Below are 12,776 nucleotides of genomic sequence, written 5' to 3'. Positions count from 1 at the left end.
ATGCCGAACTCAGAAGTGAAACGCCGTAGCGCCGATGGTAGTGTGGGGTCTCCCCATGTGAGAGTAGGGAACTGCCAGGCATCAAACAAGTGAAGAGGCCATCCGAAAGGATGGCCTTTTTGCGTTTCGGAACCACCGAATTTTGTAGGCCGGGCAAGGCAAAGCCGCCACCCGGCAAGTCAGATCGCACTCCAGTCCATAATAAACTCCGCAATCCCATCCACATCATTTAAATCCAGTACCGGAACTTCAAGTGGCAATACAACATCACTGACCACCGCAATCACATGCTCATCCAGCGTTAACTCACTAAAATCATGCCCGGCATCGCTTCTGAATAGCAGGATCTTAGGCACTGCCTCATGCTTAAATCCCTCAATCAGCACCAGATCCAGGGTGGAGTGATCCATCCGACTGACAAGATAAGCGAGATCCAGCGGCGCCTCGTCCGGCGTTTCTGTCATTAACGCCCAGCGTTGAGAACTTGCCACTATCGTTTGCGCGGCACCCGCTTTACGCAGCTCAAAGCTGTCTTTTCCCGGTTTATCGACATCCATATTATGGTGCGTATGCTTAATCAATCCTGGACGAATACCTCTGGCACATAGCGCAGGAATGAGCTTTTTCAGCAGCGTGGTTTTCCCGGTCCCACTCCATGCGGAAATGGCTAAAATAGGTATCATTTTTTCTCCTGCATCATCTGCAAATCTTCATGCGTATTCACATTCACAAACGCTGATTTTACATCGCTAAAATCAACGGAATGGCCGCCAGACTCACGCATGAAGACCATTACCCTGCGCTCTCCCCCAGCCAGATAGCTCTGCAGAGCAGGCGCTAGCGATCGGTGCATCAATGCGATAGCAGGATGGTCACGCTCGCCATCATGTACCCAAACCACAGGAGCTGTACTGCGAAGCTGTAATAAACGCTCGGCAAGACAGGACGGAATAAACGGGGTATCGCAGGGGCAGAAGATAAACCACTCTCCTTCAGACTGTTGTATGACCGAAAGCATACCGGCCAGCGGTCCTGGGTAATCCTCAACGATATCTTGGTAGACGGCGTACCCGCTGCTTCGGTAAGTGTCGATATGCCGGTTAGCGCTGATGGCCATTGTCGACACCTGGCCTGAGAGCGTATCGGCGACATGCTGCCATAAGGGTTTTCCATTAAGTAGCTGAAGCCCCTTATCTTTTCCGCCCATTCGCGTTGCTCTGCCGCCTGCCAGAACGACCCCGATGATTTCCTGGCTAAGATTCACGAATATCGCCTCTTTTATTGTGGGATTGACCCTGCTAACGTGTCACTCTAAATGAAAGGAGCACCACCATGAAATGTAAACGTCTGAATGAAGTTATTGAACTCCTCCAGCCCGCCTGGCAAAAAGAGCCAGAGCTAAATCTGATGCAATTTTTACAGAAACTGGCGAAAGAGTCAGGTTTTGACGGCGATCTGGCTGACCTTTCTGACGACATCCTGATCTACCACCTTAAAATGCGCGACTCTGCCAAAGATGCTGTTATTCCTGGTATTCAGAAAGATTATGAGGAAGATTTTAAGACCGCACTATTGCGCGCACGAGGCGTAATTAAAGAGTAAAAGCTTGTAAGCGGCGGCACCGAAATCGCCACAAGATGATATCCTGAATCATTCGTATAATTTCCGGATGATCGGATGAACGACCAGGCTTTTACTTTCCAGACATTACACCCGGACACCATTATGGATGCCCTGTTTGAACAGGGTATTCGGGTGGATTCCGGGCTAACACCGTTAAACAGCTACGAAAACCGCGTCTATCAATTTCAGGACGACGATCGTCAGCGATTCGTTGTAAAGTTCTATCGTCCTGAACGCTGGTCCGCAGAACAAATTCAGGAAGAGCATCAGTTTGCTCACGATCTGCTGGATGACGATGTTCCCGTTGCCGCACCGCTGAAATTCAATAACCAAACACTCCTCACGCACGAAGGGTTTTACTACGCTGTATTCCCGAGCCTGGGTGGTCGCCAGTTTGAAGCGGATAATATCGATCAGATGGAGTGGGTTGCCCGCTATCTTGGGCGTATACACCAGACGGGACGCAAAAAAGCCTTTATTGCCCGCCCGACTATCGGGATTCAGGAATACCTTCTTGAACCGCGCAAAGTATTCGAAACGTCTGCAATGATCCCCGCAGCGCTAAAGGATGATTTCTTCAACGCCACCGATAAGCTTGTTGCTGCAGTGAAAACCTGCTGGCGCGATGATATTTCCGTCCTGCGCCTGCATGGCGATTGTCACGCCGGGAATATTCTCTGGCGTGACGGCCCGCTCTTTGTCGATCTCGACGATGCGCGCATGGGGGCAGCGGTTCAGGACCTGTGGATGCTGCTCAATGGCGATAAAGCCGAGCAGCGCATGCAGCTTGAAACCATTATTGAAGCTTATGAAGAATTTAGCCCGTTTAATTCAGACGAAATTGCCCTTATTGAGCCTTTACGTGCGATGCGTTTTGTTTATTATCTCGCATGGTTAATCAGGCGTTGGGACGATCCGGCATTTCCTCGCAATTTCCCGTGGCTTACCGGAGAGGATTACTGGCGTAGCCAGATATCTACATTTACTGAGCAGGTTAAGGTTCTTCAGGAGCCCCCTCTGCAATTAACGCCGATGTATTAATGGACACACCCAGGAGAGAGTTAATCATGAAAAAAATTTGGCTGGCGCTGGCAGGTATGATTCTGGCATTTAGCGCTTCTGCTGCGCAGTTTACCGACGGCAAACAGTACATCACGCTGGACAAGCCGGTCGCTGGCGAGCCACAGGTTCTGGAGTTCTTCTCGTTCTATTGCCCACACTGCTATCAGTTCGAGCAGGTGCTGCATGTTTCTGACAACGTGAAGAAAAAGCTGCCGGAAGGCACAAAAATGACTAAGTACCACGTCGAGTTCCTGGGGCCATTGGGTAAAGACCTGACTCAGGCATGGGCGGTGGCGATGGCACTGGGCGTGGAAGATAAGATCACTTCGCCAATGTTTGAAGCCGTACAGAAAACACAGACCGTTCAGACCACTGCGGATATCCGTAAAGTGTTCGTTGATGCCGGCGTGAAAGGTGAAGAGTATGATGCCGCGTGGAACAGCTTCGTAGTGAAATCACTGGTTGCTCAGCAGGAAAAAGCGGCTGCTGACCTCCAGCTTCAGGGCGTTCCGGCGATGTTTGTTAACGGCAAATATCAGCTGAACATGCAGGGCATGGACACCAGCAGCATGGATATCTTCGTTCAGCAGTATGCAGATACCGTGAAATACCTGGTCGAGAAGAAGTAATTTCGCTGATGTAAAAACGCCGGTCACTGACCGGCGTTTTTGTATGAAGATTTAATTTTGCCTATCTGTTCGTCTTTCTCTTTCCAGAGCGTATTAAGCCACTGCTGGAAACGACGTTTGAAATTCTTGTCGTTAACGTAATCACCGTGCAGCCCGGCATCTATCGGGACCAGATCGACACGCACAACAATGCGCGTAAGTTTGCCGCTGAGCATATCGAAGAATGGCGTTTTGTCGTTTTCCGGATAGCAGAGCGTGACGTTAAGAAGTTTATCGAACTGTGCTCCCAGCACGTTAAGCGCCATCGCAATCCCCGCTGCCTTTGGCGGCAACAGATGCTGATAAGGAGAGCGAGTTTGCTGGCGCTTCTCTTCCGTAAACCGGGAACCTTCAACAAAGTTCACGATGGTCGTTGGATGCGCGCGAAACTTTTCGCAGGAACGGCGCGTGGTCTCCACATCTTTGCCGCGACGCTCGGGATGACGAATCAAATAGCTGCGCGAATAGCGTTTCATAAAGGGCATATCTAGCGCCCAGCAGGCCAGCCCAATAAAAGGCACCCAGGCGAGCTGCTGTTTCAGAAAGTATTTGTTCATCGGGATGTGTTTGCGAAAAAGCACGCATAACACCACGATGTCCGCCCAGCTGTGGTGATTGCAGATCAGCAGGTACCAGTTCTTCTTGTTAAGACTCTCCAGTCCTTTGATATCCCACTTCAGATGCGGGTTCAGGCACAGCAGGATCGCCAGCCCTTCGCACCAGCAGTACATCATGAAATTACAAAATGCGGACACGGCTCGCCACACCATAGGGACAGGCAGCAGCAGTTTAATGATCCCGGCTACGATGATTGGCACAGAACATGCGACAGTCACCAGAATAGTTAAAATGATGCTTAACAGTAATGTTATTGCAGCGAGCAATCTCGACATGATGAGCTTTTTCAGGTAGTTAGCTGTAAGTTAGCGGCCGGCTATTCGACGCTGGGCGCTGATTTTACCAGAAAACGGACAAATTAATGGCGCTTTCATGTGATGATTTGGCCGCTTTTACCCTGTCGTAGACGATTTCACTGTGATTCCGCGCTTATCAAGGCTTATATCCACATAGACTAAATTGCCATCGGTTGGCCATATAGATAAGATCTAATGCCATAACAGCATGATAATTAAGATCTAAAAAATAATTCATATGTGTTTTTTGTGTCTGTTATTCATATGAAGTGAAAGTATGCACAAACTTATCCACAGTTTGAATTTTGCGAGCGATCCTCACGATCGCAAAATCTTTTCCTGTATCAGGCGCTAATAACTGATGTTTTCATCCTTCTGTGGCATCCTTTACCCATAAATTTATTAAAGGCACGGACATTATGGTTCAGATCCCAGAAAACCCTCTTATTCTCGTCGATGGCTCTTCTTACCTGTATCGGGCATACCATGCGTTTCCTCCTCTGACCAATAGCGCAGGGGAACCCACCGGCGCAATGTACGGCGTGCTGAACATGCTGCGCAGCCTGATCCTTCAATACCAGCCAACCCATGCGGCTGTGGTCTTTGATGCGAAAGGCAAAACGTTCCGCGATGAGCTGTTTGAGCATTACAAATCTCACCGTCCGCCAATGCCTGACGATCTGCGTGCGCAGATTGAGCCGCTACACACCATGGTAAAAGCGATGGGGCTGCCGCTGCTGGCCGTCTCTGGCGTTGAAGCCGATGACGTCATCGGTACGCTGGCGCGTGAAGCAGAAAAGATGGGTCGTCCTGTACTGATCAGCACCGGTGATAAAGATATGGCGCAGCTGGTGACGCCAGGTATCACCCTGATTAACACCATGACCAACACCATTCTGGGGCCTGAAGAGGTTGTCACTAAGTATGGGGTGCCGCCTGAGCTGATTATCGACTTCCTCGCGTTGATGGGCGACTCCTCGGATAACATCCCGGGTGTCCCTGGCGTTGGTGAGAAAACCGCGCAGGCGCTGCTTCAGGGGCTGGGCGGGCTGGATAAGCTCTACGCGGAATCAGACAAAATAGCCGGCCTCTCCTTCCGTGGCGCAAAAACCATGGCCGGAAAACTGGAAGAGAACAAAGAGGTGGCTTATCTCTCCTATAAGCTGGCTACAATCAAAACCGATGTCGAACTGGAGCTGGGCTGTGAGCAGCTTGAGGTGCAACAGCCTTCTGCTGACGATCTGCTGAGCCTGTTTAAGAAATACGAATTTAAGCGCTGGATCACTGACGTGGAAGCCGGTAAATGGCTACAGGCAAAAGGGGCCAAACCTACTGCAAAGCCGAAGGAGACGATTGTTGTTGAAGCAGAAGATCAGGCTGAAGAAGAAGCCGTGGCGCTTTCATTCGACAACTACGAAACCATTCTTGAAGAGTCACAGCTGATCGCCTGGATCGAGAAGCTGAAAAAGGCGCCGGTCTTTGCCTTTGATACCGAAACTGACAGTCTCGATAACATCTCTGCCAATATGGTTGGCCTGTCATTTGCGACAGAGCCGGGTATTGCAGCCTACGTTCCTGTGGCGCACGATTACCTGGATGCGCCGGAGCAGATCTCCCGTGAACGCGTGCTTGAGCTGCTGAAGCCGATCCTGGAAGACGAAAAGGCGCTCAAGGTTGGGCAAAACCTCAAGTACGACCGCGGCATTCTGCAAAACTACGGCATTGAACTGCGTGGGATCGCCTTCGACACCATGCTCGAATCCTATATTCTGGACAGCGTCGCGGGCCGCCATGATATGGATTCCCTATCTGACCGCTGGCTAAAGCACAAAACGATTACCTTCGAAGAGATTGCCGGTAAAGGGAAAAATCAGCTCACCTTTAACCAGATTGCTCTTGAAGAGGCGGGTCGCTACGCGGCGGAAGATGCTGACGTCACGCTGCAGCTGCATCTGAAGATGTGGCCAAAACTGCAGAAGCACGAAGGTCCGCTGAACGTGTTCCAGCATATCGAGATGCCGCTGGTGCCCGTGCTATCCCGCATTGAACGCAACGGCGTGAAAATCGACCCAACGGTGCTGCATAACCACTCCGGGGAGCTGGCGCAGCGTCTGACCGAGCTTGAGCAAAAAGCGCATGAGCTTGCAGGCGAGCCGTTTAACCTCTCTTCACCGAAGCAGCTGCAAACCATTCTGTTTGAAAAGCAGGGCATCAAGCCGCTGAAGAAAACCCCTGGCGGCGCACCGTCAACCTCTGAAGAGGTCCTGGAAGAGCTGGCGCTGGATTACCCGCTGCCAAAAGTGATTCTGCAGTACCGTGGTCTCGCGAAGCTGAAGTCGACCTACACCGACAAGCTTCCGCTTATGATCAACCCGAAAACGGGTCGCGTGCACACGTCGTATCATCAGGCTGTCGCGGCGACCGGTCGTCTCTCGTCAACCGATCCCAACCTGCAGAACATCCCGGTACGTAACGAAGAGGGCCGTCGTATTCGCCAGGCTTTCATCGCACCAGAGGATTATCTGATTGTCTCTGCTGACTACTCGCAAATCGAACTGCGCATTATGGCGCATCTGTCCCGTGACAAAGGCCTGCTTACCGCGTTTGCCGAAGGGAAGGATATCCACCGGGCAACCGCGGCGGAAGTCTTCGGCTTGCCGCTGGACAGCGTGACCAACGAACAGCGCCGCAGTGCTAAGGCGATCAACTTCGGTCTGATCTACGGCATGAGCGCGTTCGGCCTTTCACGCCAGCTCAACATTCCACGTAAAGAGTCGCAGAAGTATATGGATCTCTACTTCGAGCGTTATCCGGGCGTGCTGGAATATATGGAACGCACACGCGCGCAGGCGAAGGAAAAAGGTTACGTCGAAACCCTGGATGGCCGCCGTCTCTACCTACCGGACATCAAATCCAGCAACGCGGCGCGCCGCGCTGGCGCAGAGCGTGCGGCGATCAACGCCCCGATGCAGGGTACCGCGGCGGATATTATTAAGCGTGCAATGATCGCCGTTGATGCCTGGCTGGAAGAAGAGAAGCCTCGCGTGAAAATGATCATGCAGGTACACGATGAACTGGTATTTGAAGTGCACAAGGACGACCTCGACGCCGTGTCGAAGAAGATCCACGAACTGATGGAAAGCAGCATGACGCTTGATGTGCCGTTGCTGGTGGAAGTGGGAAGTGGTGAAAACTGGGATCAGGCTCACTAACGATTCTTCGCATAACGCGCTATTTATGTAAGTTTGCAACATTAGAACGCGCGTTTTGTGACGATCATTAGAATTCCCTATGTAAAGAATGAAAAAAAACTACAAAAAGTGCTTTTTCTGCAGCACAAAAAGGGGTAGAGTTATCGGCGTAGGGTACAGAGGTAAGATGTTCTATCTTTCAGACCTTTTACTTCACGTAATCGGATTTGGCTGAATATTTTAGCCGCCCCAGTCAGTAATGACTGGGGCGTTTTTTATTGCGGCAAAGAAATGTTCAGGCAAAAAAAGCGCGGACATTGCCGCGCCCGGTATTACTCTTCTTCCGCTTCCTTCGCGGGTTCCAGCTCGCTAAACCAGGTATCGAGTTTCTGACGCAACTTGTCCACGCCCTGCTTTTTCAGCGAGGAGAACGGCTCAACCTGTACATCACCGTTGAACGCCAGCACCGCTTCGCGAACCATATTCACCTGCGCTTTACGCGCGCCGCTCGCCAGCTTATCGGCTTTCGTCAGCAGCACCAGTACGGCGATATCGCTTGCTACAGCCCAGTCGATCATCTGCTGATCGAGATCTTTTAGCGGGTGACGAATATCCATCAGCACCACCAGACCTTTCAGGCACAGACGTTTTTCCAGGTATTCACCCAGCGCACGCTGCCACTTGATTTTCATCTCTTCCGGTACCTGCGCGTAACCGTAGCCCGGTAAGTCGACCAGGCGTTTGCCCTCTGCGACTTCAAACAGGTTGATCAGCTGGGTACGGCCAGGTGTTTTTGAGGTACGCGCCAGGCTCTTCTGATTGGTCAGCGTATTCAGGGCGCTGGATTTCCCCGCATTTGAGCGGCCAGCAAAGGCCACTTCAATACCGGTATCAGAAGGCAGGTGGCGAATATCGGGCGCACTAGTGACAAAATGCGTCTGTTGGTAGTTCCAGGTAGTCACGTGGTCGTCTCCAAAATCGTAATCTGAAGGGGATTATACCCGAATGCAGGCAAAAGGCTTTTCTGATTGCTAATGACCTGTAGGCAAATGCCTCAGGCAGTGTGAGAGATCGGCCAGTAATGCCCTGGGATATTTCAGAGAATTCGCAGGCGTCAAAAAATCCAAACTGTTTTAAATCATAAGCTTATTTTCGGGTAATTGTCTGAAAATCCTTTTTTGTACCGTTTCGTTGCTTGTTAGTTTAACGGAACAAGGTAAAGTGTGCGTCAGGGCGAGGAAGCCAACAGGAAATCGACTTAAGGATTAGGGTCAGGAGCGCCAGGAGGCGAAGACGCAGGATTGTCAGGACGACCAGCGCCTGGAGGCGTTTTAAAAGGAAATGGAACCGTATCACGGACGGTATTAGCCAAGGGATAAACAGGGTTTGTTGTTGGCAAACATGGAATGTCTGACCCGCTAAGGGTTGTGAGTCAGGAAAAAAGGCGACAGATTGCTCTGTCGCCTTTTTTCTTTGCTTGCTTTCTGCTAGATTTCGCCGCAATTCTATACTGAAGAAAACGACTTAAAGATAAAACATCATGAAAAAACCAACCTCCGCTGCGGGCGCGAAACGCCCTGCAAAAGCACGCCGCAAAACGCGCGAAGAACTGAACCAGGAAGCGCGCGACCGCAAACGCGACAAAAAACATCGCGGTCATGCTGCGGGTAGCCGTGCCAACGGTGGTGGTGCAGCGGGCGCTTCTGCAAAAGGCAAGCAGCAGAAAGATCCTCGTATCGGCAGTAAAACTCCCATTCCACTGGGCGTGACAGACACCCCGGTCACTAAGCAGCACAAACCAAAGAGCGAGAAACCTATGCTTTCACTGCAGGCTGAGCTGGATTTGCTGGAGAACGATGAGCGCCTGGACGCGCTGCTGGAACGTCTTGAAGAGGGTGAAACCCTGACCGCTGAAGAGCAGTCATGGGTGGATGCCAAACTGGATCGTATTGATGAACTGATGCAGAAGCTGGGCCTGTCATACGACGATGACGAAGATGAAGAAGAAGACGAGAAGCAGGAAGATATGATGCGTCTTCTGAAGGGTGGAAACTAACATTTGCACCCGGCAGGCACGATAGTCCTGCTTATAACCCTTCCGGTTATATGTTATCTGGTGTTGTTATTCGTTAAACTACGGCGGTTGTCGCGGCGACAGAAGTGGCTGCGCACCCGAATGATGGCCCGCAATGGGGTCAGAACGGGCCGCCGTATACGAACGCGACACCAACGGAAGGAGTGAGCATGTCAGCATCAACTATCGACTGGGATTTGGCCCTAATCCAGAAATATAACTATTCCGGGCCGCGTTATACGTCATACCCCACCGCGCTGGAGTTCTCCGATGCCTTCGGAGAGCGTGATTTCCAGCAGGCTGTCGCGCGCTATCCTGAGCGTCCGCTGTCGCTCTACGTCCATATTCCGTTCTGCCACAAGCTTTGCTACTTCTGCGGCTGCAATAAAATCGTGACCCGCCAGCAGCATAAAGCCGACCAGTATCTTGATGCGCTCGAACAGGAAATTGTGCATCGCGCGCCGCTGTTTAAAGGCCGTCACGTGAGCCAGCTCCACTGGGGCGGCGGTACGCCAACCTATCTGAACAAAGCGCAAATAAGCCGCTTGATGGCGCTTCTGCGCGGCAATTTTAGTTTTAATGCTGACGCTGAGATCTCGATCGAAGTCGATCCGCGTGAAATTGAGCTGGATGTCCTGGATCATTTACGCGCAGAAGGATTCAACCGTCTGAGCATGGGCGTACAGGATTTCAATAAAGAGGTTCAGCGTCTGGTGAACCGCGAGCAGGACGAAGAATTTATCTTTGCCTTACTCAACCACGCGCGTGAGATTGGTTTCACCTCGACCAATATTGACCTGATTTACGGCCTGCCAAAGCAAACGCCGGAAAGCTTCGCCTTCACGCTGAAGCGCGTGGCTGAACTTAACCCGGACCGACTGAGCGTCTTTAACTATGCGCATCTGCCAACGCTCTTTGCCGCCCAGCGCAAAATCAAAGATGCCGATCTTCCTTCTGCCCAGCAGAAGCTGGATATCCTGCAGGAAACCATCACCTCGCTGACCGACACCGGCTATCAGTTTATCGGCATGGATCACTTTGCCCGTCCGGATGACGAGCTGGCCGTTGCTCAGCGCGAAGGGGTCCTGCACCGTAACTTCCAGGGATACACGACCCAGGGCGATACCGATTTACTGGGAATGGGTGTCTCCGCCATTAGCATGATTGGCGATTGCTACGCGCAGAACCAGAAAGAGCTGAAGCTGTATTACCAGCAGGTTGATGAGACCGGCAACGCGCTGTGGCGCGGCATTGCGTTAACGCGTGATGACTGTATCCGTCGCGATGTGATTAAGGCGCTTATCTGCAACTTCCGTCTCGATTTCAGCGATGTGGAAGCGCAGTGGGCGCTGAACTTCAGCGATTATTTCGCGGAAGATCTGAAGCTTCTGGCGCCGCTGGCGAAAGACGGGCTGGTGGATGTGTCAGAGAGCGGGATTGAGGTCACGCCGAAAGGGCGTCTGTTGATCCGTAATATCTGCATGTGCTTTGACGCGTATTTGCGTCAGAAAGCGCGAATGCAGCAGTTCTCGCGGGTGATTTAAACTGTAATGCCGGGTGGCGGCTTCGCCTTACCCGGCCTACAAAAGTGCGAAATGTAGGCCGGGTAAGCGAAGCGTCACCCGGCTTTTCATCGCCAACTCGCTAGCTAAACAGCCCAACCAGCGCCGCGCACAACATAGCCGCAACGGCTGTTTGTGGCGTGTGGCTTTCAGCGGCTCCGCTAGAGAGCATATTCACGATTGTTTCCAGCATGATGTTCACCCCCAATTTCCGGGCACGATCATACAAAACTCATCGGAACAGTAAAGCGCAAAATAACGGCAATTTGCGCTCAATTAATGACCTTTACACAAGGGCGGATATTACTCCATTCCCAGCTCTTTCAGCTTGCGCGTCAGGGTATTGCGACCCCATCCTAACAGGCGAGCGGCTTCCTGCTTGTGACCCTGCGTATGACGAAGCGCGGTGGTCAACAGCGTACGCTCCATCTCAGGCTGAGCCTCCGACAGCAGGTTTTGATGACCGGAACGCAGCGCGCGGTCGGCCCACTGCGCCAGCAGCGTCGCCCAGCTGTCCGGCAGCGCGTGTCCGCTACTGCTTTCCGGCGCGGTCGCCTCAAACAGTTCGGCCGGTAAATCCTGAATCAGCACTTCCTGACCGGCAGCCATCACGGTTAACCAGCGGCAGGTGTTTTCCAGCTGACGCACGTTGCCCGGCCACGCCAGACGCGTTAGAGCGGCATCGGTTTCCGGGTGAAGCTGCTTGGCTTCCACGCCCAGCTCGCGGGCAGCCACCTGCAGAAAATGACGCGCCAGGCGGGGAATATCTTCCCGACGTTCACGCAGCGGCGGCAGATGAACGCGGATGACGTTCAGACGGTGGAATAAATCCTCACGGAATTTTCCTTCCTGCACGCGTTGCTCCAGGTTCTGGTGGGTCGCGGCGATAATACGCACGTCCACTTTCACCGGCGCATAGCCGCCCACGCGATAAAACTGCCCGTCGGCCAGCACGCGCAGCAGGCGGGTCTGAACGTCCAGCGGCATATCACCGATTTCATCCAGGAACAGCGTGCCGCCGTCAGCCTGTTCGAAGCGCCCCTGGCGAATGGTATTTGCGCCGGTAAATGCCCCTTTTTCATGGCCGAACAGTTCGGACTCAATTAAATCCTTCGGGATCGCCGCCATATTCAGGGCGATGAACGGGGCTTTTGCCCGCGGGCTATGGCGATGCAGTGCATGCGCTACAAGCTCTTTACCGGTGCCCGATTCGCCGTTAATCAAGACGCTGATGGACGAGCGGGACAGACGGCCAATAATGCGAAACACGTCCTGCATCGCCGGCGCTTCGCCAATGATGTCGGTGGTTGGCCCAAAATCGGGCGCGTGGCGCGGCTGCTGCTGCTCCTGATAGTGGCTAATCGCGCGCTCGACCAGCGCCACCGCCTCGTCGATATCAAACGGTTTGGGCAGATAATCGAATGCCCCTTGCTGGTAAGCGCTCACCGCGGCATCCAGATCGGAGTGTGCCGTCATTATGATGACCGGAAGCATAGGATGGCGCTGTTTGATCTGCTTTAACAGCGCCAGCCCGTCCATGCCCGGCATGCGAATATCCGACAGCAGAACGTCCGGCGTTTTGGTGGTGAGTGCGTCGAGCACTTCGCTGCCGCTCTCAAACGTCGTGCAGCTTAATCCTGCCCCTGTGAGCGCGCGTTCAAGCACCCAACGGATGGAGCTAT

The 12,776-nt window shown here is 52.6% G+C and carries 13 protein-coding genes and 1 rRNA gene; 8 read left to right on the top strand and 6 right to left on the bottom strand.

Going from position 1 to position 12,776, the window contains the following annotated elements:
- A 5S ribosomal RNA gene (gene rrf, locus ACWYRJ_RS19110) occupies positions 1 to 80 on the top strand; the annotation flags it as partial.
- 99 nt (positions 81 to 179) lie between these two features.
- On the opposite strand, the gene mobB is transcribed toward rrf, so the two are convergent.
- Positions 180 to 683: a molybdopterin-guanine dinucleotide biosynthesis protein MobB gene (gene mobB, locus ACWYRJ_RS19105; protein ID WP_455508438.1), complete on the bottom strand. Its 504-nt coding sequence runs from the start codon at positions 681 to 683 to the stop codon at positions 180 to 182.
- Positions 680 to 1,264 (bottom strand): molybdenum cofactor guanylyltransferase MobA, encoded by a 585-nt coding sequence (gene mobA, locus ACWYRJ_RS19100; protein ID WP_455508437.1) that lies wholly within the window; start codon positions 1,262 to 1,264, stop codon positions 680 to 682. The genes mobB and mobA overlap by 4 nt, the downstream gene beginning before the upstream one ends.
- Before the next feature lie 68 nt (positions 1,265 to 1,332).
- Between mobA and ACWYRJ_RS19095 the strand changes: the two genes are divergently transcribed.
- The 3 genes from ACWYRJ_RS19095 (at position 1,333) to dsbA (ending at position 3,314) form a co-directional block, all read left to right on the top strand.
- Positions 1,333 to 1,602 carry a YihD family protein gene (locus tag ACWYRJ_RS19095; RefSeq protein ID WP_008501866.1) on the top strand — a complete coding sequence of 90 codons (270 nt, stop codon included), beginning with the start codon at positions 1,333 to 1,335 and terminating at the stop codon, positions 1,600 to 1,602.
- A 75-nt stretch (positions 1,603 to 1,677) separates the two neighbouring features.
- A complete protein-coding gene (locus ACWYRJ_RS19090) occupies positions 1,678 to 2,664 on the top strand; it encodes a serine/threonine protein kinase (protein ID WP_455508436.1) in 987 nt (328 codons plus the stop codon).
- Between the two features lie 26 nt (positions 2,665 to 2,690).
- Positions 2,691 to 3,314: a thiol:disulfide interchange protein DsbA gene (gene dsbA, locus ACWYRJ_RS19085; RefSeq protein ID WP_045285687.1), complete on the top strand. Its 624-nt coding sequence runs from the start codon at positions 2,691 to 2,693 to the stop codon at positions 3,312 to 3,314.
- Positions 3,315 to 3,337: 23 nt separating this feature from the next.
- Here the strand turns inward: dsbA and ACWYRJ_RS19080 are convergent, their stop codons facing one another.
- Positions 3,338 to 4,246 carry an acyltransferase gene (locus tag ACWYRJ_RS19080; RefSeq protein ID WP_455508435.1) on the bottom strand — a complete coding sequence of 303 codons (909 nt, stop codon included), beginning with the start codon at positions 4,244 to 4,246 and terminating at the stop codon, positions 3,338 to 3,340.
- Between the two features lie 440 nt (positions 4,247 to 4,686).
- Here ACWYRJ_RS19080 and polA point away from each other — a divergent pair, with 440 nt between their 5' ends.
- Together polA and ACWYRJ_RS19070 are read left to right on the top strand one after the other, a co-directional pair.
- Positions 4,687 to 7,479: a DNA polymerase I gene (gene polA, locus ACWYRJ_RS19075; protein WP_455508434.1), complete on the top strand. Its 2,793-nt coding sequence runs from the start codon at positions 4,687 to 4,689 to the stop codon at positions 7,477 to 7,479.
- A gap of 166 nt (positions 7,480 to 7,645) precedes the next feature.
- Entirely contained in the window at positions 7,646 to 7,693 is a 48-nt protein-coding gene (locus ACWYRJ_RS19070) for a spot 42 RNA, inhibition of DNA synthesis (RefSeq protein ID WP_071892919.1), read from the top strand.
- A gap of 97 nt (positions 7,694 to 7,790) precedes the next feature.
- On the opposite strand, the gene yihA is transcribed toward ACWYRJ_RS19070, so the two are convergent.
- Positions 7,791 to 8,420 carry a ribosome biogenesis GTP-binding protein YihA/YsxC gene (yihA, locus tag ACWYRJ_RS19065; RefSeq protein WP_111963937.1) on the bottom strand — a complete coding sequence of 210 codons (630 nt, stop codon included), beginning with the start codon at positions 8,418 to 8,420 and terminating at the stop codon, positions 7,791 to 7,793.
- Positions 8,421 to 8,998: 578 nt separating this feature from the next.
- Between yihA and yihI the strand changes: the two genes are divergently transcribed.
- Positions 8,999 to 9,514 carry a Der GTPase-activating protein YihI gene (gene yihI / locus ACWYRJ_RS19060; protein WP_455508433.1) on the top strand — a complete coding sequence of 172 codons (516 nt, stop codon included), beginning with the start codon at positions 8,999 to 9,001 and terminating at the stop codon, positions 9,512 to 9,514.
- A 188-nt stretch (positions 9,515 to 9,702) separates the two neighbouring features.
- Positions 9,703 to 11,076 (top strand): oxygen-independent coproporphyrinogen III oxidase, encoded by a 1,374-nt coding sequence (gene hemN, locus ACWYRJ_RS19055; RefSeq protein ID WP_455508432.1) that lies wholly within the window; start codon positions 9,703 to 9,705, stop codon positions 11,074 to 11,076.
- A gap of 100 nt (positions 11,077 to 11,176) precedes the next feature.
- Here hemN and ACWYRJ_RS19050 read toward each other — a convergent pair whose 3' ends face one another.
- Positions 11,177 to 11,287 (bottom strand): YshB family small membrane protein, encoded by a 111-nt coding sequence (locus ACWYRJ_RS19050; protein WP_023333898.1) that lies wholly within the window; start codon positions 11,285 to 11,287, stop codon positions 11,177 to 11,179.
- Between the two features lie 110 nt (positions 11,288 to 11,397).
- On the bottom strand, positions 11,398 to 12,776 hold a 1,379-nt coding region (gene glnG, locus ACWYRJ_RS19045; RefSeq protein WP_455508431.1), incomplete at its 5' end, for a nitrogen regulation protein NR(I).

Source organism: Enterobacter sp., assembly GCF_977039595.1.
This window is presented reverse-complemented; position numbering and strand designations above follow the sequence as displayed.